Below are 18,029 nucleotides of genomic sequence, written 5' to 3'. Positions count from 1 at the left end.
GCCGCGGGCCGCGCGGACGGCGGCTGCGCGGGGACAGGGGGCGGGGCGGGCGGGGCCGGAGGAGTGGCCGGGCGTGGCACGGGGTCCGCGTGGGCGCCCCGTGCCTCGTACGACGTACCGTCCCTGTCCATTCCCTGCCCCCTGACCAGCCAGGCCCGCGCGTCTGTGCACCCGTCAATCTAGTGCCCCGGGCGGGGGTTGGCGCGGGAGACGCGGGGCGCGGGCGGGCTCGCCGGTGCGGTGACCGGCGGGGCCGTCAGGGGCGGCGGAACTTCACATGGCCGCCGTTCCGGTCGAACCAGCCCTTGAAACCCCAGTTGATCCAGCCGCCGTCGCCCTCGTTGGTGAACTCGCCGGACTCCGCGATCCACAGGCCGTAGTAGATGTTGCCCCACTGGACGTTCGCGTAGAGGCGCTTGCCGCGGAGGCGTTCCTTGTAGCCCTGGCTGAGGTTCATCAGCATCACGTTGTGACGGCCGCCCGCCGCGCTGAACGCCCTGTTGACGGCTTCGCGGACGAAGTGTCCGCGGTCTCCGGTCTTGATGCCCTTCAGGGCGTCCGCGATGCGGTTGCCGGCGCCGAGCTGGTCCATGGCGACCTTGACGCTGACCTTCTTGTCACCCGCCTCGGCGGCCTCGACGGCCGGGGCGGAGACGCCCTCGGGGGCGGGCGCCTCGACGGCGGGCCGGGGCGCGGGGGTCTGTGCCGCCTGGGCGGGCAGGGCGGCCGCGCCGACGAGGGCGGCCGAGGTGAGGGTGATGGCGGCGAGGGTGGAGCTGCGTCGCATGCTGGTGCGGTTCCTTCCGAAGCGTGAGCGCGTGCCGGTACGGGAGCGGAGTGGGGGCGTCAGGGGCGGCGGAACTTCACATGGCTGCCGTTGCGGTCGAACCAGCCGCGGAAGGCCCAGTTGATCCAGCCGCCGTCGCCGTGGTTGGTGAACTCGCCGGACTCGAACACGAGCACGCGGTACGTGCCGTAGTGGCCGCTGATCCTGGCGTCGTACTTGACGCCCCTGAGGTGGGCGGTGTGCCGGTTGGAGTTGTTGATGACCATCACGTTGTAACGCTGCCCGGCCTCGTAGAAGGCGCCCTCCATGAGGCTCTTCACATAGCCGCTGCGGTTCTGCTTGCGCTCGATGGCGTTGTTGACGATGCCGATGAGCCGCTTGGTGATGTCGAGGATGGCGACGGCCACGTCCGCCTTGCCCGCCTGGGCGCCCGCCTCGCTGTTGACGACGCCCCGGACGGGCGACGGCACGGTCGGCGCGGACATCCCGGAGGGGGCCTGGGGGGCCGCCGGTGCCGGGGAGGGGGCGGCGGGCGCCTGATTCGCGGCGAGGGCGGTGGCGGGCAGGACGAGCCCGGTCAGGACGGCCGAGCTGACGGCCACGGTGGCGATACGCCGACGGCGATGGTTCATGACGGTTCTCTCCTCATTCCGTTCTCTCGATGTGCCCCGCCGACGACGGCATGCGGACATTTCCCGGGTGGCGGAAAAACGTGCGTCCAAGAAACGCCAACGTGTCCGGAAAACATCGTCAGGCAACCATTGAGAGCGTTCTCAACTCACAATGGGTGGGCACGGTGACACCAACGTGAATTCGGCTCCGGAAAAGCGTTCCGCCGCTTTTCCGGACGCCTCAAGAATCCTCGGTCCGCTCCGCCGGGTCCAGGGATCGCCCCGTACAGGAAGAGGTCTGGCAGGAAGGTGAAGGGGAGACCGTGAACGCATCCATGGATCTTGGCGAGACGGCCCGGCGCGCCTACGCGCATCTGCTGGCGGAGGGCGCCACGACGCTGGAGTCGGTCGGGACCGCACTGGGGCTGTCGGCACGTCAGCTGGAGGAGGCGGTGGGCGAGTTGCTGGACCATCGGCTCGCCACGCGGGAGCCCGGCCCCTCCTGGGAGCCGGGGCCGGACCGGGAGCCGCAGATCGCGCGGGCCTGGACCTCCGGCACGCTCCGGGCGGTCAGCCCGTCCACGGCCGCGGCCGAGCTGATCGGGCCCGAGGAGGGCCGGCTGCGCCGCCGCCTGGACACACTGGCCCGCGCCCGGGCCCGGCTGGAGGCGCTGCGCCCACTGTACGAGCAGGCGAACGTCGGGCGGCGGGCGGCGGACGCCGTCGAGGTGGTCGGCCCCAGGGAACGGGTGGACCTCCTGGTGGCGCACGCGGCGGCGCTCTGCGCCGAGGAGGTGCTGGCCGTCCGGCTCCGCGGCGGGCACCGGACCGGACCGGCCGCTGAGGACGAGCAGGCCCGGGACCTGGAACTGCTGGAACGGGGCGTACGGCTGCGGGTGCTGTACCAGCACACCGCCCGGCACAGCCGGGACGCCCAGCGGTACGCCCAGGTCGTGGGCGACGCCGGGGGCGAGGTCCGCACGCTGGGCGGGCTGTTCGGCGGGCTGCTGGTCTTCGACCGGTCGGCGGCCTTCCTGCCTGTGCCCGACGACCCCGGGTCGGCCGCGGTCGTGCGGGAGCCGTCGGTGGTGGCGTACATGGCGGCGGTGTTCGGCCATGCGTGGCATGTGGCCGAGCCCTTCGCGCCGGGGTACACGGAGGTGACGGAGACCTGCCTGCGCGACGCGATCGTCCGGCTGCTGGCCTCCGGGGCGAAGGACGAGGTGATCGCCCGGCGGCTCGGCATGTCGCTGCGCACCTGCCGACGGCGGGTCTCCCAGCTGATGGACGAGCTGGGCGCGAGCAGCCGTTTCCAGGCCGGGTATCTGCTGGCCAGCCGGGCGACGTCACGCGAGGCGGCGGGGCGGTGAGTCCGGCCTGCGATCCCGGCGACGTGGGGGCGAAGGCCCTGCCGCTATGTCCGCCGCGGACAACGGCACCCGCCGCACCACTCCCGAACGGCGCATGCCCGGGTGCGGTGCCCGGGCCTAGCCTGCGGGAGAAAGTAGAGACAAGAGCGTCCACGGACCCCGCGTCCGCAGCACCCCAGGAGCCCCGCATGACCGAAATCCCGCAGGAGCGCCGCGTCGTCACCGCTATCCCCGGCCCGAAGTCGCAGGAGCTTCAGGCCCGCCGCGTCGCCGCGGTCGCCGCCGGCGTCGGCTCGGTGCTGCCGGTGTTCACCTCCCGCGCGGGCGGCGGCATCATCGAGGACGTCGACGGCAACCGTCTGATCGACTTCGGCTCCGGCATCGCCGTGACCTCCGTGGGCGCCTCCGCCGAAGCCGTCGTCCGCCGCGCGTCGGCGCAGCTCGCGGACTTCACCCACACCTGCTTCATGGTGACTCCGTACGAGGGCTACGTGGAGGTCGCGGAGGCGCTGGCCGAGCTGACCCCGGGTGACCACGCCAAGAAGTCCGCGCTGTTCAACAGCGGCGCCGAGGCCGTCGAGAACGCGGTCAAGATCGCCCGCGCGTACACCAAGCGCCAGGCGGTCGTCGTGTTCGATCACGGCTACCACGGCCGTACGAACCTGACGATGGCGCTGACCGCGAAGAACATGCCGTACAAGCACGGCTTCGGCCCGTTCGCGCCGGAGGTCTACCGCGTCCCGGTGGCCTACGGCTACCGGTGGCCGACCGGCCCGGAGAACTGCGGCCCCGAGGCCGCCGCGCAGGCCGTCGACCAGATCACCAAGCAGGTCGGCGCCGAGAACGTGGCGGCGATCATCATCGAGCCGGTGCTCGGCGAGGGCGGCTTCATCGAGCCGGCCAAGGGCTTCCTGCCCGCGATCCGCAAGTTCGCCTCCGACAACGGCATCGTGTTCGTCGCGGACGAGATCCAGTCGGGCTTCTGCCGTACCGGCCAGTGGTTCGCCTGCGAGGACGAGGGCGTCGTCCCCGACCTGATCACCACCGCGAAGGGCATCGCCGGCGGTCTGCCGCTGGCCGCCGTGACCGGCCGTGCCGAGATCATGGACGCCGCCCACGCGGGCGGCCTCGGCGGCACCTACGGCGGCAACCCGGTGGCGTGCGCCGGTGCGCTGGGCGCCATCGAGACGATGAAGGAGCTGGACCTCAACGGCAGGGCGAAGCGCATCGAGGAGGTCATGAAGGCCCGCCTCTCCGCCATGCAGGAGAAGTTCGCCGACAAGAAGGACTGCGTCATCGGTGACATCCGCGGCCGTGGCGCGATGATCGCGATCGAGCTGGTGAAGGACCCGGCGACCAAGGAGCCGGACCCGGAGGCCGCCGGCGCGCTGGCCAAGGCCTGCCACGCCGAGGGTCTGCTGGTGCTGACCTGCGGCACGTACGGGAACGTGCTGCGCTTCCTGCCGCCGCTGGTCATCGGTGAGGACCTGCTCCACGAGGGCCTCGATATCATCGAGGACGCGTTCGGCCGGATCTGACAGCCCACCTGGGCCGGGGTCCCGGGGGCTGCCCCCGGGACCCCGGCCGGACAGGTGAAGAAGCTGTGGGGGGCCGATGGCGGGTTCGGGTTCCGCCTGTCGGCCCCCTTCCCGCTGGCATACCGTTGTCACGGATGAGAGAAGAACCCCGCTCGTGGGGGACTGCGAGCGGTTCCGGGCCGGGACTTCCCCAGTCCTGTCCCGGGCGTGCGTCCGCGCACTCCGCCGGAGTCCCCAGCTCCGGCACTCCTCACCGATCGGACCGCCGCCCGCCCCACACCCCCCGGGGCGCGCGGCCGTACACCGGTCCAGCCGGTCGGCCAGGAACCATCCCCCCGGTTCCTGGCCGACCGGCTTCCGTGTCTCCCCCGCTCCTGCTGCTGTGCGGCTTCCTGCTGGCGACCTGGCAGGTCGCTGTCCGGGGCCCGCTGCTGCGACTGGACGAGCGGGCCGGGCGGGCGCTCGCCGGGCGCGGCCCGGCCTGGCTCACCGAGCTCGGCGCGGACCTGGGCAGCATGCACGTCGCCCTGCCCGTGCTGCTGGCGGCCATGGCCTACGCGGGGTGGCGCGGCCACCGGCGACGGGCGCTCCACGCGGGGCTCGCGATGCTCCTCGTACCGCTGCTGGTCGTCCCGCTGAAGCTGCTGCTGGCCCGGCCGGGGCCGCTCACCGACGCGACCGGGTACTACCCGTCCGGGCACACCGCGACCGCCCTCGTCGCGTACTGCTGCGCCGCGCTGCTGGTGCACCGGCGGACCCTGCTGCCCGTAGCGGTGGTGCTGACGGCGGCGACGGGCGCGGGGCTGGTGCTGCGCGGCTACCACTGGCCGCTGGACGTGGCGGCGAGCGTGCTGCTGTTCGGCGCGGTGCTGTCGGCCTTCGGCGCGGTGCGCGCCGTGGTCGAGCGGCGGCGCTGTTCCTGACCTGTGCCCGTCAGGCCGGACCGCCTCCCCCGCTGCTCGCGATGTGTCCGGCCGCCTCGTGCAGGGCCAGCTCCAGCAGCGCCGGGTCCGTGAGGGTGCCCGCTCCGTCCGGGAGGACCAGCCAACGTACGCCGCCGGTGGTCCGGCCCGGGTACGGCACCACGATCCAGGTGCCGCTGCCCGCGCTGCGGACACCCGTGCCCACCCAGTTGGCGGCGGTGCCGGGCGGCACGAAGAAGCCCATCCGTCCGTCCCCGAAGTCGGCGAGGACCGGGCCCGGGCGGTCGACGAGCCGCTGGAGCACGTCGAGTGTCGGGTATCCGAGCCGCCCCGGGATGATCAGCACGTCCCAGCGCCGCCCGGCGGGCAGCAGGGCCACGCCCTCCGGGTTGCGCTCCCACTCCCACCGGCAGGCGTCGGGGTCCGGCGCCACCGACGCCAGCCACTCCACCGCGGCCCTGGCCCCTGGTGTCATCGCGTGTTGCCTCCATGTCCGTGTGTGCCTGCCCGGACGGGCAGTGCGTTCACACGGGGAGACGGCGGGGTGGGTGGATCATTACGCGGGTTCCTGTGACTCGAAGGGGTGAACCGGCGCGGGAAGGTGTGCGGAGGCACGTTGTGGGGCGCGTCGGGGGCGCCCGCGGCGGGCCGCTCCTCGGCCCTCCCCTTCCCCGGAACCGGGAGCCGGTGTCAGCTGTCGAAGCCCAGGCCCATCCGGTCCAGCGCCCGCAGCCACAGATTCCGGCGGCCTCCGTTCGCGTCGGCACGGGCCAGGGACCACTGGGTGACGCCGATGCCCGCCCAGGCGAACGGCTCGGGCGGGAACGGCAGGGGTCTGGAGCTGACCATCTCCAGCGCCGTGCGCTCCGTCCGCTCCCCCGCCAGCAGGTCCAGCATCACGTCCGCGCCGAACCGGGACGCGCCGACGCCGAGGCCCGTGTAGCCGAGGGCATAGGAGACCCGGCCGCGGTGCGACGTTCCGAAGAAGGCCGAGAAGCGCGAGCAGGTGTCGATGGCGCCGCCCCAGGCGTGGCTGAAGCGGACGCCCTCCAGCTGCGGGAAGCAGCGGAAGAAGTGTTCGGCCAGCTTCAGATAGGTCTCCGGCCGCTGGTCGTGCTCGGCGCGGACCCGTCCGCCGAACGCGTACACCGCGTCGTAGCCGCCCCACAGGATGCGGCCGTCGGCGCTGAGCCGGAAGTAGTGGAACTGGTTGGCGGTGTCCGCGAGGCCCTGGCGGTTCTTCCAGCCGATGGACGCGAGCTGCTCGTCCGTCAGGGGCTCGGTCATCAGCGCGTAGTCGTACACCGGGACGGTGTAGTGGCGCAGCCGCCGGACCAGGGACGGGAACACGTTGGTTCCGAGGGCGACCCGGCGCGCGAGGACCTGCCCGTACGGGGTGCGCACCGCCATGGACGCGCCCGAGGTGTCCAGGGACAGGCCCCGGGTGTTCTCGTAGATGCGGACGCCCTGGTCGAGGCAGGCCTGCTTGAGGCCCCAGGCGAGCTTCGCGGGGTGGACGAGGGCGACGCCTCTCCGGTCGTACAGGCCGCCGAGGAAGGTCGGGGAGTGGACCTCGGCGCGCAGGGCGTCCTGGTCCATGAGTTCCAGTCCGCCGGCCAGGCCGAGCCGTTCGGCCGTCTCGTGCATCTCGCGCAGCTCCGCGAGCTGGTGCGGCTCGGTGGCGACGTCGATCTCGCCGGTCCGCTCGAAGTCGCAGTCGATGCCGTAGGAGGAGACCGCCGCCTCGATGGCGTCGAGGTTGCGCAGGCCCAGCTCCTCCAGCTTCGGCAGCTCGCCGGGCCAGCGGGCCAGGCCGTTGCCGAGGCCGTGGGTGAGGGAGGCGGCGCAGAAGCCGCCGTTGCGGCCGGAGGCGGCCCAGCCCGCCTCCCGGCCCTCGATGAGCACGACATCCGTGCGCGGGTCGCGCTCCTTGGCGAGGAGCGCGGTCCACAGTCCGCTGTAGCCGCCGCCGACGACGAGCAGGTCGCAGTGCTCGGTCGCGGTGAGGGCGGGCAGCGCGGCGGGCTTGCCGGGGTCTTCCAGCCAGAAGGGGACGGGCTGGGCGTCCGAGAGTGATCGTGCAGCGGTACGCATGGCGACTGGGGCCATGACTTCCATCTCCCTCAGGGATGTCAGTGGTGGTGAGTGGCGGTTACTTGAGGCTGTCGGCTCGCTTGCGGCGGGCCGTGAGGAGCTGTCCGGCGACGACCACCAGGACCGCGAGGGCGAACATGGCCGTGCCGATGACGTTGATCTGCACGGGCGTGCCGCGCTGCGCCGAGCCCCACACGTACATGGGGAAGGTCACGGTGGAGCCGGAGTTGAAGTTGGTGATGATGAAGTCGTCGAACGACAGCGCGAAGGCCAGCAGCGCGCCGGCCGCGATGCCGGGCGCGGCGATCGGCAGGGTGACCCGCAGGAAGGTCTGCACCGGACCCGCGTAGAGGTCCCGCGCGGCCTCCTCCAGCCGCGGGTCCATGGACATGACCCGGGCCTTGACCGCGACCACCACGAAGCTGAGGCAGAACATGATGTGGGCGATCAGGATCGTCCAGAATCCCAGCTCGGCACCCATGTTGAGGAACAGCGTCAGCAGCGAGGCGGCCATGACGACCTCGGGCATCGACATCGGCAGGAAGATCAGCGAGTTGATCGCGCCGCGTGCCCGGAACCGGTAGCGGACCAGCGCGAAGGCGATCATCGTGCCGAGGGCGGTCGCGCCGAGGGTGGCCCAGGCGGCGATCTGGAGGGACAGTCCGAGCGCGCCGCACAGCTCGGGCGCGCCGCAGGGGTCCTTCCAGGCGTTGAGGGAGAACTCCTGCCAGCTGTAGTTGAAGCGTCCCTTGGGCTGGTTGAAGGAGAACACCATCACGACGATGTTCGGCAGCACGAGGTAGGCGAGCGTGAACAGGCCCGCGAGGACGACGAGGTGGCGTCGGATCCAGCGCAGTGGCGTCAGCAGCATCGGCATCAGACCAGGTCCTCCGTTCCGGCCCGGCGGATGTAGACCGAGACCATGATCAGCACGATCGCCATCAGGATGAACGACAGCGCGGCGGCCGTCGGGTAGTCGAGCACCCGGAGGAACTGCGTCTGGATGACGTTGCCGATCATCTTGGTGTCGGTGGAGCCGAGCAGTTCGGCGTTGACGTAGTCGCCGCTCGCCGGGATGAAGGTGAGCAGGGTGCCGGAGACGACGCCCGGCATGGACAGCGGGAAGGTGACCTTGCGGAAGGTCGTCACCGGGGAGGCGTACAGGTCGTGGGCGGCTTCGTGCAGCCGGGGGTCGATGCGCTCCAGCGAGGTGTAGAGCGGCAGGATCATGAACGGCAGGAAGTTGTACGTCAGACCGCACACGACCGCGAGCGGGGTGGCCAGCACCCGGTTGCCTTCGGTCAGGCCGAGCCAGCTCGTGACGTCCAGGACATGCAGCGCGTCGAGGGTCCCGACGAGGGCGCCGCCGTCCGCGAGGATCGTCTTCCACGCCAGCGTGCGGATGAGGAAGCTGGTGAAGAAGGGCGCGATGACCAGCACCAGCAGGACGTGGCGCCAGCGTCCGGCGCGGAACGCGATGAGATAGGCGAGCGGGTAGCCGAGCAGCAGGCACAGCAGGGTCGCGGTCCCGGCGTACAGGAGCGATTTCGCGAACTGCGGGTAGTAGTCGCCGAGCGCCTCCCAGTACGTCTGGAAGTGCCAGGTGACCTGGAAGCCCTCCTCCAGGGAGCCGGTCTGGACGGAGGTGGAGGCCTGGTAGACGAGCGGCAGGGCGAAGAAGACCAGCAGCCACAGGATGCCGGGCAGCAGCAGCCAGTACGGGACGAGCCGCTTGCGCGTGGACCGCTTCCGTACGGCCGGCGCGGTCGGCTCCGTGACGGGCGGCGGGGTGTCGGTGACGGCGGTCGTCATACGGCGCCCTCCACCGTCTCGACACCCGCGGAGGCGTCCTGGGCGGCGTCGAGGCCGAAGGTGTGGGCCGGGTTCCAGTGCAGGACGACCTCGGCACCGGGAGCGAGGCGGGAGTCGCGCTCGACGTTCTGCTCGTACACCTGGAGGCCGCTTCCGGCGGGGCCGTCGATGACGTACTGGGTGGACACGCCGATGAAGGAGGTGTCCGCGATCCGGCCGGTGACCTTGTTGCGCCCGGCGGGGATGCCGTCGGCGTCGTCGGCGTGGCTGAGGGCGATCTTCTCGGGGCGGATGCCGACGAGGATTCTCCCGCCGCCGGTGGCGGGGGCGGAGCAGCGGTCGGCGGGCAGCCTCAGCTTGCCGCCGCCGGCCGCGACGACGAGGTCGTCGGAGGCGGCGTCGACGACCTCGGCCTCGATGAGGTTCGAGGTGCCGAGGAAGTTGGCGACGAAGGTGGTGCGCGGGTTGTCGTAGAGGTCGGCGGGGGCGCCGAGCTGCTCGACCCGGCCGCCGTTCATCACCGCGACCGTGTCGGCCATGGTCATGGCCTCCTCCTGGTCGTGGGTGACATGGACGAAGGTGATGCCGACGTCGGTCTGGATGCGCTTGAGCTCCAGCTGCATCTGGCGGCGCAGCTTCAGGTCGAGGGCGCCGAGCGGCTCGTCGAGGAGGAGCACCTGGGGGTGGTTGATGAGCGCGCGGGCGACGGCGACGCGCTGCTGCTGGCCGCCGGAGAGCTGGTGCGGCTTGTGCTTGGCCTTGTCTCCGAGCTGCACCAGTTCCAGCATCTCGTCGACCTGTGTCTTCACGGACCTGATGCCGCGGCGGCGCAGCCCGAAGGCGACGTTCTCCCGGATGTCGAGGTGCGGGAAGAGCGCGTACGACTGGAAGACGGTGTTGACGGGCCGCCTGTGCGGGGGCAGGTCGGTGACGTCGCGGTCCCCGAGGTGGACGGTGCCGGTGGTGGGGTCCTCCAGGCCGGCGATCATGCGCAGGGTGGTGGTCTTCCCGCAGCCGGAGGCGCCGAGCAGGGCGAAGAAGGAGCCCTGGGGGACGGTCAGGTCGAGCGGCTGGACGGCGGTGAAGGAGCCGTAGGTCTTGCTGATCCCGGAGAGGCGGACGTCGCCGCCGGTGTGCGTGTCAGTCGTCATGAATCGTGGTCCCAGGTGTCGGGGCGTGAAGCCCGTGAGGGCGTCCCCTGCTCGTCGAGCTCGGGGGAGGCTGAGGACAAGCGCCCTTCAGGCGCGAGGGGGGCCAGGGGGCGAGACCCCCGGGCGGGGGCCGCTCACGCGCCGATGAGCTTGCCGAACTTCTCCTCGTACGCGGTCTCCTCCTCGCTGGACAGCGAGCGGAACGCGTGCGACTTCGCGGCCATGGCCTTGTCCGGGAGGATCAGCGTGTTGGACGCCAGCTCCGGGTCGATCGCGGCGAGTTCGTCGCGGACCCCGTCCACGGGGCAGACGTAGTTGATGTACGCGGCGAGTTCCGCGGCGTTGGGAAGCTCGTAGTAGTAGTCGATGAGCTTCTCGGCGTTGGTCTTGTGCCGGGCCTGGGCCGGCACCAGGAGGTTGTCGGTGGAGGTCATGTAGCCGGCCGACGGGATGGCGAAGCGGATGTCCGGGTTGTCGACCTGGAGCTGGATGAGGTCGCCGGCCCAGGCGAGGCACGCGGCGATGTCGCCCTTGCTGAGGTCGGCGGTGTAGTCGTTGCCGGTGAAGCGGCGGATCTGCTTCCTGTCGACGGCCTTCTGGAGGCGCCCGAGCGCCGCGTCGAAGTCGGCGTCGGTCACGGTGGCCGGGTCCTTGCCCATGTCGAGCAGGGTCATGCCGACGGAGTCCCGCATCTCGGACAGGAACGCGACCCGGCCCTTCAGCCTGGGGTCGTCGAGCAGCTGGGTCACCGAGTCGACCTTGCGCCCGCCGGTCGCCTTGACGTTGTAGGCGATGACGGTGGAGATGCCGGTCCAGGGGTACGAGTAGGCCCGGCCCGGGTCCCAGTCGGGTCGGCGGAACTGCGGGGCGAGGTTGGCGTACGCGTGGGGCAGGTTGGCCGGGTCGAGCTTCTGGGCCCAGCCGAGGCGGATGATGCGGGCGGCGAGCCAGTCGGTGACACAGATCAGGTCGCGGCCGGTGTCCTGGCCGGCGGCGAGCTGCGGCTTGATCTTGCCGAAGAACTCGACGTTGTCGTTGATGTCCTCGGTGTACTTGACCTTGATGCCGGTGCGCTTGGTGAACGCCTCCAGGGTGGGCCGGTGCTTCTCGTCGTCGCTGATGTCGATGTACTGGGTCCAGTTGGAGAAGCTGAGCGTCTTCTCCTGCTCGGAGCGGTCGGTGGAGGCCGGCCCCTGGCCCTCCCGCTTGGCCGGCGGGATGCCGCAGGCGCTCAGCCCGGCGAGCCCGCCGAGGGTGAGGGCTCCGGCACCCGAGGCGCGCAGCACGGAACGGCGGGTGAGGGATCCCCTGCCGTTCGTCAGGCTGCGCCGCATCGCGGCGAGCTGTGCCGCGGAGAGGCTGTCGGGCTCGTACTGCTCCATGCGCTGTGCCTTTCGGGAGGATGGGTGCGGGCGCCTGGTCGGAGGGCGCCGGGCGGGTGCGGGCTCTCGGGTCCCCGTTTCGTCGTGGTCCGGCGGTCACCGATCTCCGAAGACCGTCCGGTGCCAGTCCTTCCGCGCGATCGCCGTGTTGTCGAACATCACGTGCTTGACCTGGGTGTACTCCTCGAAGGAGTACGTTGACATGTCTTTTCCGAAGCCGGAGGCGCGGTACCCGCCGTGCGGCATCTCGCTGATGATCGGGATGTGGTCGTTGACCCACACACAGCCCGCCTGGATCTCCCGGGTGGCGCGCCCGGCGCGGTAGACGTCCCGGGTCCAGGCGGAGGCGGCGAGCCCGTACGGCGTGTCGTCGGCCAGCGCGAGTCCCTCGTCGTCGCCGTCGAAGGGCAGGACGACCAGGACCGGCCCGAAGATCTCGTGCTGGACGATCTCGCTGTCCTGGGCGGCGCCGGTGACGAGGGTGGGCGGGTAGTAGGCGCCGTCCCCGAGGCCGCCCTTGGGGATCTCGCCGCCGGTGACGACGGTGGCGTAAGAGCGGGCCCGGTCGACGAAGGCGGCCACCCGGTCCCGCTGGGCGTGGCTGATGAGCGGCCCCAGGTCGGTGCCGTCCCGGTAGGGGTCCCCGAGGCGTACGGTCTCCATCAGCTCCGCGACCCGGGCGACGAACGCCTCGTACAGGGGCCGCTGGACGTACGCGCGCGTGGCGGCGGTGCAGTCCTGGCCGGTGTTGATGAGCGCGCCGGCGGCCGCGCCCTGGGCGGCGGCCTCGACGTCGGCGTCGTCGAAGACGACGAAGGGGGCCTTGCCGCCGAGTTCGAGGTGGAGTCGTTTGACGGTGGCGGTGGCCAGTTCCGCGACCCGCTTGCCCACGGCGGTGGAGCCGGTGAACGAGGTCATGGCGACGTCCGGGTGGCCGACCAGGTGCTCGCCCGCTTCCCGTCCGGCACCCGAGACGATGTTGATCACGCCGTCGGGGAGGCCGGCGTCGGTGGCCGCCTGGGCGAACATCAGCGAGGTGAGCGGGGTGTTCTCGGCGGGCTTGAGGACGATGGTGTTGCCCGCCGCGACGGCCGGGAGGATCTTCCAGGCGGCCATCTGGAGGGGGTAGTTCCAGGGCGCGATGGAGCCCACGACCCCGACCGGCTCCCGGCGGATGTACGAGGTGTGGTCACCGCTGTACTCACCCGCGGCCTGGCCCTGGAGGTGGCGGGCGGCGCCCGCGAAGAAGGAGGTGTTGTCGACCGTGCCCGGCACGTCGAACTCACGGGTCAGCTTCAGCGGCTTGCCGCACTGCAGCGACTCGGCGCGGGCGAGGTCCTCGGCCCGCTCGTCCAGGACCGCGGCGAAGCGGTGCAGGACCTCGGAGCGCTCACCGGGCGTGGCCCGGGCCCATCCCGGGAAGGCGTCGCGGGCCGCGGCCACCGCGGCGTCCACGTCGGCGGGGCCGGCCAGCCGGTAGGTGAGGACCTCCCGGCCGGTGGCCGGGTCGGTCACGGTGTGGGTGCGGCCGGACGTGCCGGGCCGCAGGCGCCCCCCGATGAACTGCGCGCCCGCGGCGAAGCGCTCCCGTACGGCGGCGGTGTCCTCCGCCTTGTCGGGTGTCCGTGCTGTCTGGAAGCCCATGACGCTCTCCGTTGTCCCGGCCTGAATTGAGTGCTGATCCTGACAGAGGAGTGCCGGTCCAACAAGGGATTCCGTTGTTGCCTTTTGGTTACGCGACGGATTCGGTCGACCATGTGTCGCACCCGGTGGAAAATCTCCGTACGGAGTGTCAGTGGCGGGTGCGATGCTGGCGTGCATGAACACGGTGAGTGAGCTGATCGACCGGGTCAGCAGGGGAAAGAGGGTGAAGTACCTGCACTTCTGGGGGCACCGGGCGCAGCGTGACGGGACGCCGGGGGCGGGGTGCCTCAGCCAGTGGTGGCCGTCGCCGTTCACGGTCGACGGGGTGGGGTACGGGACGGCCGAGCACTGGATGATGGCCGAGAAGGCGCGCCTCTTCAGTGATCCGGAGGCCGAGCGGCGGGCCCTGGAGGCGCCGAACCCGGCGCTGGCCAAGAAGGCCGGGCGGCTGGTGCGCGGCTTCGACGAGGAGGTGTGGCGGCGCGAGCGGTTCGGGATCGTGGTGTCGGGCAGTGTCCACAAGTTCGGCCGGCACGAGGACCTGCGGGACTATCTGCTGAGCACGGGCGACCGCGTCCTGGTGGAGGCCAGCCCCATGGACCGCGTCTGGGGCATCGGTCTGACCGCCGACGACCCCCGGGCCTCGGACCCGTCACGGTGGCGGGGGCTGAACCTGCTGGGCTTCGCGCTGATGGAAGCCAGGGAGCGGCTTCGGGGTGAGGGGCGGTCAGCCGGGTGACGGGGAGGCGCGGTGGCCCGCCGTGCCACGGCCGCCGGTGGCTCCGTGCCGTGCCCCCACCACCCCGGCTGCGCTGCGGAACGCGGTGTCAGCGGGTCCGTTCCTCCAGGACCAGCACCACTCCGTAGGACTCCTCGGAGTCGTACCGCGACCCCAGCTCGTCCGCCTTCATGGCCGTCACGATCAGCCCGACCACCGCGGCCAGGCCCAGCACGATCCCGACCGCCCCCGTGGCGATCCCCGCCACGGCCATGCCGCCGTTCGTGGCCTCGCCCCGCTTCGCCCGCCTCTGCCCGATGATCCCGAAGATCAGCGCCAGCACGCCGAGGACGACACCCAGGCCCCAGGCCCAGCAGGTCACCACGGCGATGATGCCGAGCACCATCGAGGCGATGCCGAGCCCGTTGTTGGGCTGGGCGGGCGCGCCCCAGCCGCCGGGCCCGTACGGCGCCGGGTAGCCGGAGGTGTCGGGGTAGCCGGCGGGCCCCGGATACCCGTACCCGGTGCCCGGCTGCCCCGCCGCGGGCGCCGCCGGGTAGCCGTACGGCCCGGGCGCCGGCTGCGCGGGGCCGCCCGGCGCCACCGGGGGCGGCGGCACGTCGCCGGGGCCCTGAGGAGCACCGAAGCCGGCGGCGGGCATGGACGTCACCGTCGGCTGCTGGGAAGGCGGCGTGGCCTCGGGCCTCTTGCCCAGGTTCACCGGCCCCGTGCCTTCGGGTCCCTGCGGGGTGCCCGGGAACGGACCGGCCGGGTCCTGCGGCGCGGTCCGTTGCTCCGGCGGCGCCCAGGGGTCGTTGCGGTCGCTGTTGTCTGCCATGGCCTCCCCCATCGTGTCCGGCCATGCTAACGACCCGCTTACGATGACCGGTGACCAGGGACGGCTCACCCGTACGGAGGACCCCCGATGACCGACCTGCACCCCTTCATCGCGGGGCTGCCCAAGGCCGAGCTGCACGTCCACCACGTCGGCTCCGCCTCCCCCCGCATCGTGTCCGAACTGGCCGCACGCCACCCGGACTCGAAGGTGCCGACGGACCCGGAGGCGCTCGCGGACTACTTCACGTTCACCGACTTCGCGCACTTCATCGAGGTGTACCTCTCGGTCGTCGACCTGGTGCGCACCCCGGAGGACGTCCGGCTGCTGACGTACGAGGTGGCCCGCGACATGGCCCGGCAGAGCATCCGCTACGCCGAGCTGACCATCACCCCGTTCAGCTCGACCCGGCGCGGTATCGACGAGAAGGCCTTCATGGAGGCCATCGAGGACGCCCGCCGGGCCGCCGAGACCGAACTCGGAGTCATTCTGCGCTGGTGCTTCGACATCCCGGGCGAGGCCGGCCTGGAGGCCGCCGCCGAGACCACGCGCCTCGCCGTGGATCTGCACCCCGAGGGCCTGGTGTCCTTCGGCCTGGGAGGCCCGGAGATCGGTGTGCCGCGCCCGCAGTTCAAGCCGTACTTCGACCGTGCCCGTGCGGCCGGGCTGCACTCGGTGCCGCACGCGGGCGAGACGACGGGCCCGCAGACCGTCTGGGACGCGCTGAACGAGCTGGGCGCCGAGCGCATCGGCCACGGCACCAGTGCCTCGCAGGACCCGGAGCTGCTCGCTTACCTGGCGGAGCACCGGATCCCGCTGGAGGTGTGCCCCACCTCCAACATCGCCACCCGGGCCGTCACCGACCTCGGCAAGCATCCGATCAGGGAGATGGTGGCCGCCGGAGTGCTGGTGACGGTCAACTCCGACGACCCGCCCATGTTCGGCACGGACCTGAACAACGAGTACGCGGTCGCCGCCCGGCTCCTCGGCCTGGACGAGCGGGGGATGGCCGCGCTCGCGAAGGACGCGGTGGAGGCGTCCTTCCTGGACCCGGCGGGCAAGTCCCGTATCACCGCGGAGATCGACGCCTACACGGAGCAGTGGCTGATCCGCTGACCTCACCGGCCTCGCGCCGCGGCGGCCCGGGCCGCGAGAATGGGTCCATGACCACGCGCACCGTCACCGCCGTCGGTCACCGGGGTGACCCGTACCGGGTCCGCGAGAACACCCTGGCGTCCATCCGCTCGGCCCTGGCCCGGGGCGCGGACGCCGTGGAGGTCGACGTACGGCTCACGCGGGACGGCGTCCCGGTCCTCCTCCACGACGACACGCTGAAGCGGCTGTGGCGGATCGACCGTCCGCTGGCCGCGCTGACGGTGGCCGATGTCCGCGAGCTGACCGGCCCGGAGGGCGTACCGACGCTGCGCGAGGCGCTGGAGGCGGCCGGGCCGCACCGGGTGATGCTCGACCTGCCGGGCGCCACCGAGCAGTCCGTACCGGCCGTCGTCGGCACCGTCCACGACTGCGCCGCAGCCGACCGCGTCTACTACTGCTCGGGCGCGGCCGCGATGCTGCTGGTACGGGCGGCGGATCCGGCCGCCGAACTGGCCCTGACCTGGACGACGCTGGCCCCGGCCCGCCCGGCGCTCGTAGACGTGCTGCGCCCCCGCTGGCTGAACTACCGCTTCGGGCTGGTCAGCCGGGCCCTCGCGGACCGCGTCCACCGGGACGGGCTGCTGGTGTCCGCCTGGACCGCCGACACCCGGCGGAGCATGCGGCGGCTGGTCGCCCACGGTGCGGACTCCATCACCACGAACCGCGTGGACGCGCTCAGGTCCGTGCTGTCGAACGGACCGGACCGGTCGGTCCCGACTGCGCCGCGGCCCGGAGCGCCCCGAGGCCGCCGACCGGTTCGGTCAGGGCCTCCAGCCGCTTGATGTGACGGCGCACGAGGAGCAGCGGGATCACGCCGAAGACCCCGAAGGCCATGTCGATGACCGACCACCAGAAGGGGATGCCCCGGATCGGGCCGCAGATGAGGGCCAGCGGGACGATGCCGGCGCAGGCGATGATCCCGAAGTCGATGACCCAGATGTTGCGGACGGGGTCCCGGTACGGGCCGTAGAACGCGACCGCGATCACCAGGTGCGCGAAGGCCAGCCAGTCCGTGCCGTACAGGAGGAACGGGTGCTCGGCCGAGGCGCTGTCGAGGCCCGCACGCACCCGCCCGATCCACTCCGCGAGGCCGGGGAGGGCGTCGGCGACGGGCGAGGCCCACCCGGCCAGCGCGTCGTCCATCAACCGCAGTTCGGTGACCAGCGGGAAAGCGGTCGCCCCACTCAGCACCAGGCACACGATGAAGAACACCAACCACACACGGATCCGCCGCAGGAGGGCGCTCGGCTCTGTCATGTCCGCAGCGTACGCCCGGGTTTGCGGCCCTCCGGCCGGGCCCCGGTGATCCTGCGGGCGACCGTGTGCGAGAGGATGGTCGCGCCCGCGGCCAGTGCCAGACCGGCTGCCGCGTCACGCGCCCGCGTGGGCTTCAGCACCCCGGCCCGCCGCAGCCTCCCGCGCGCCCACAGGGTGAACGGGACCACGACGAGCGGGGACGTCACCGACCCCGGCGTGTAGCCGCGTACGACGGCCGCCTGCGCCATGTGGACCAGACCGTGCAGCCCGAAGCCGGTCAGTGCTCCCTGGTAGAAGCCGGACCGCCCGCCGGTGCGGGCGCCCGCGACGGCCGCTCCCGCGACGACCGCCCCCATCACCCCGACCGCGGCGGTGAACTCCCGCTGGTCGACGCTCTCCATGGCCCGCCACACCCGCTCCGGCACGGACGGGAACCGGTCGCGCAGTCCGGGGAGGCGGGTACGTGTCCAGCGCGGCCCGAAGGCGATCTCCTCTGCGTCGTGCAGGGCCCAGGCGGCGAACAGTCCCACCGTGGCGCCGAGATTCACATCATCGTTCCTCATATCTCCATACTGCGTGCGGAGTTGACGATTCCGGTGCCGTGACACCGGTACACGTCCGTCAACAACGTGAAGGCGGGTCACCTGCGCGGGTGCTTTTGGCACGGGGAGGCCGCCGATCGGTGCCGCGGCGGGCAGATGGCGGGCCGGGCCGCCCGTAGGGTGGCGCCTCTCCTCTTTCCTCGTAGAACC

The 18,029-nt window shown here is 71.9% G+C and carries 18 protein-coding genes; 6 read left to right on the top strand and 12 right to left on the bottom strand.

The window, feature by feature from the left end; all coding sequences use genetic code 11:
- Window positions 1-256 precede the first annotated feature (256 nt).
- Both I3F58_RS24115 and I3F58_RS24110 read right to left on the bottom strand, forming a co-directional pair.
- Window positions 257-787, bottom strand: a complete 531-nt coding sequence (locus I3F58_RS24115) for an SPOR domain-containing protein (RefSeq protein ID WP_240110778.1) — start codon at window positions 785-787, stop codon at window positions 257-259.
- 59 nt (window positions 788-846) lie between these two features.
- Window positions 847-1,419, bottom strand: a complete 573-nt coding sequence (locus tag I3F58_RS24110) for a stress protein (RefSeq protein WP_240110777.1) — start codon at window positions 1,417-1,419, stop codon at window positions 847-849.
- 302 nt (window positions 1,420-1,721) lie between these two features.
- Between I3F58_RS24110 and I3F58_RS24105 the strand changes: the two genes are divergently transcribed.
- The 3 genes from I3F58_RS24105 to I3F58_RS24095 all read left to right on the top strand — a co-directional run bounded on the left by I3F58_RS24105 (window position 1,722) and on the right by I3F58_RS24095 (window position 5,229).
- Window positions 1,722-2,768 carry a hypothetical protein gene (locus I3F58_RS24105; RefSeq protein WP_240110776.1) on the top strand — a complete coding sequence of 349 codons (1,047 nt, stop codon included), beginning with the start codon at window positions 1,722-1,724 and terminating at the stop codon, window positions 2,766-2,768.
- 188 nt (window positions 2,769-2,956) lie between these two features.
- Window positions 2,957-4,306 carry a 4-aminobutyrate--2-oxoglutarate transaminase gene (gabT, locus tag I3F58_RS24100; protein WP_240110775.1) on the top strand — a complete coding sequence of 450 codons (1,350 nt, stop codon included), beginning with the start codon at window positions 2,957-2,959 and terminating at the stop codon, window positions 4,304-4,306.
- A gap of 359 nt (window positions 4,307-4,665) precedes the next feature.
- A complete protein-coding gene (locus I3F58_RS24095; protein ID WP_374208026.1) occupies window positions 4,666-5,229 on the top strand; it encodes a phosphatase PAP2 family protein in 564 nt (187 codons plus the stop codon).
- Window positions 5,230-5,239: 10 nt separating this feature from the next.
- Here the strand turns inward: I3F58_RS24095 and I3F58_RS24090 are convergent, their stop codons facing one another.
- From I3F58_RS24090 to I3F58_RS24060, 7 genes are all read right to left on the bottom strand, one after another.
- Complete coding sequence (locus I3F58_RS24090) at window positions 5,240-5,704, bottom strand: hypothetical protein (RefSeq protein WP_240110773.1); 465 nt, start codon at window positions 5,702-5,704, stop codon at window positions 5,240-5,242.
- A gap of 215 nt (window positions 5,705-5,919) precedes the next feature.
- Window positions 5,920-7,338, bottom strand: coding sequence for an FAD-binding oxidoreductase (locus tag I3F58_RS24085; RefSeq protein WP_240110772.1), 1,419 nt, complete (start codon window positions 7,336-7,338; stop codon window positions 5,920-5,922).
- Window positions 7,339-7,381: 43 nt separating this feature from the next.
- A complete protein-coding gene (locus tag I3F58_RS24080) occupies window positions 7,382-8,188 on the bottom strand; it encodes an ABC transporter permease (RefSeq protein ID WP_240110781.1) in 807 nt (268 codons plus the stop codon).
- Window positions 8,189-8,199: 11 nt separating this feature from the next.
- Window positions 8,200-9,135: an ABC transporter permease gene (locus I3F58_RS24075; protein WP_240110771.1), complete on the bottom strand. Its 936-nt coding sequence runs from the start codon at window positions 9,133-9,135 to the stop codon at window positions 8,200-8,202.
- Entirely contained in the window at window positions 9,132-10,286 is a 1,155-nt protein-coding gene (locus I3F58_RS24070) for an ABC transporter ATP-binding protein (RefSeq protein WP_240110770.1), read from the bottom strand. Before I3F58_RS24070 ends, I3F58_RS24075 begins: the two co-directional genes overlap by 4 nt.
- A 134-nt stretch (window positions 10,287-10,420) precedes the next feature.
- Entirely contained in the window at window positions 10,421-11,668 is a 1,248-nt protein-coding gene (locus tag I3F58_RS24065) for a spermidine/putrescine ABC transporter substrate-binding protein (protein WP_240110769.1), read from the bottom strand.
- A 96-nt stretch (window positions 11,669-11,764) separates the two neighbouring features.
- Entirely contained in the window at window positions 11,765-13,312 is a 1,548-nt protein-coding gene (locus I3F58_RS24060) for a gamma-aminobutyraldehyde dehydrogenase (RefSeq protein WP_240110768.1), read from the bottom strand.
- A gap of 175 nt (window positions 13,313-13,487) precedes the next feature.
- Here I3F58_RS24060 and I3F58_RS24055 point away from each other — a divergent pair, with 175 nt between their 5' ends.
- Window positions 13,488-14,051 (top strand): NADAR family protein, encoded by a 564-nt coding sequence (locus I3F58_RS24055; RefSeq protein WP_240110767.1) that lies wholly within the window; start codon window positions 13,488-13,490, stop codon window positions 14,049-14,051.
- An 88-nt stretch (window positions 14,052-14,139) separates the two neighbouring features.
- Here I3F58_RS24055 and I3F58_RS24050 read toward each other — a convergent pair whose 3' ends face one another.
- On the bottom strand, window positions 14,140-14,868 hold the full coding sequence (locus I3F58_RS24050) for a DUF4190 domain-containing protein (RefSeq protein WP_240110766.1): 729 nt from the start codon (window positions 14,866-14,868) through the stop codon (window positions 14,140-14,142).
- 87 nt (window positions 14,869-14,955) lie between these two features.
- On the opposite strand from I3F58_RS24050, the gene I3F58_RS24045 reads away from it, so the two are divergent.
- Complete coding sequence (locus tag I3F58_RS24045; protein WP_240110765.1) at window positions 14,956-15,981, top strand: adenosine deaminase; 1,026 nt, start codon at window positions 14,956-14,958, stop codon at window positions 15,979-15,981.
- A 47-nt stretch (window positions 15,982-16,028) separates the two neighbouring features.
- Window positions 16,029-16,802, top strand: coding sequence for a glycerophosphodiester phosphodiesterase (locus tag I3F58_RS24040; RefSeq protein WP_240110764.1), 774 nt, complete (start codon window positions 16,029-16,031; stop codon window positions 16,800-16,802).
- Here the strand turns inward: I3F58_RS24040 and I3F58_RS24035 are convergent.
- Complete coding sequence (locus tag I3F58_RS24035) at window positions 16,696-17,277, bottom strand: hypothetical protein (protein ID WP_240110763.1); 582 nt, start codon at window positions 17,275-17,277, stop codon at window positions 16,696-16,698. The two genes, I3F58_RS24040 and I3F58_RS24035, sit on opposite strands and share 107 nt — an antisense overlap.
- Entirely contained in the window at window positions 17,274-17,840 is a 567-nt protein-coding gene (locus tag I3F58_RS24030) for an HXXEE domain-containing protein (RefSeq protein WP_240110762.1), read from the bottom strand. Before I3F58_RS24030 ends, I3F58_RS24035 begins: the two co-directional genes overlap by 4 nt.
- Between the last annotated feature and the right edge of the window lie 189 nt (window positions 17,841-18,029).

The organism is Streptomyces sp. MUM 203J (assembly GCF_022414595.1).
Lineage (GTDB): Bacteria > Actinomycetota > Actinomycetes > Streptomycetales > Streptomycetaceae > Streptomyces.
Note: the sequence above shows the minus strand (reverse complement) of the source record. Positions and strands in the feature narration are given on the sequence as shown.

Bases quoted from the DNA above. Each gene is read 5' to 3' on its own strand.
- I3F58_RS24115 (WP_240110778.1), bottom strand. From the start codon at position 787: ATGCGACGCAGCTCCACCCTCGCCGCCATCACCCTCACCTCGGCCGCC.
- I3F58_RS24110 (WP_240110777.1), bottom strand. From the start codon at position 1,419: ATGAACCATCGCCGTCGGCGTATCGCCACCGTGGCCGTCAGCTCGGCC.
- gabT (WP_240110775.1), top strand. From the start codon at position 2,957: ATGACCGAAATCCCGCAGGAGCGCCGCGTCGTCACCGCTATCCCCGGC.
- I3F58_RS24090 (WP_240110773.1), bottom strand. From the start codon at position 5,704: ATGACACCAGGGGCCAGGGCCGCGGTGGAGTGGCTGGCGTCGGTGGCG.
- I3F58_RS24085 (WP_240110772.1), bottom strand. From the start codon at position 7,338: ATGGCCCCAGTCGCCATGCGTACCGCTGCACGATCACTCTCGGACGCC.
- I3F58_RS24075 (WP_240110771.1), bottom strand. From the start codon at position 9,135: ATGACGACCGCCGTCACCGACACCCCGCCGCCCGTCACGGAGCCGACC.
- I3F58_RS24070 (WP_240110770.1), bottom strand. From the start codon at position 10,286: ATGACGACTGACACGCACACCGGCGGCGACGTCCGCCTCTCCGGGATC.
- I3F58_RS24065 (WP_240110769.1), bottom strand. From the start codon at position 11,668: ATGGAGCAGTACGAGCCCGACAGCCTCTCCGCGGCACAGCTCGCCGCG.
- I3F58_RS24060 (WP_240110768.1), bottom strand. From the start codon at position 13,312: ATGGGCTTCCAGACAGCACGGACACCCGACAAGGCGGAGGACACCGCC.
- I3F58_RS24055 (WP_240110767.1), top strand. From the start codon at position 13,488: ATGAACACGGTGAGTGAGCTGATCGACCGGGTCAGCAGGGGAAAGAGG.
- I3F58_RS24050 (WP_240110766.1), bottom strand. From the start codon at position 14,868: ATGGCAGACAACAGCGACCGCAACGACCCCTGGGCGCCGCCGGAGCAA.
- I3F58_RS24045 (WP_240110765.1), top strand. From the start codon at position 14,956: ATGACCGACCTGCACCCCTTCATCGCGGGGCTGCCCAAGGCCGAGCTG.
- I3F58_RS24040 (WP_240110764.1), top strand. From the start codon at position 16,029: ATGACCACGCGCACCGTCACCGCCGTCGGTCACCGGGGTGACCCGTAC.
- I3F58_RS24035 (WP_240110763.1), bottom strand. From the start codon at position 17,277: ATGACAGAGCCGAGCGCCCTCCTGCGGCGGATCCGTGTGTGGTTGGTG.
- I3F58_RS24030 (WP_240110762.1), bottom strand. From the start codon at position 17,840: ATGAGGAACGATGATGTGAATCTCGGCGCCACGGTGGGACTGTTCGCC.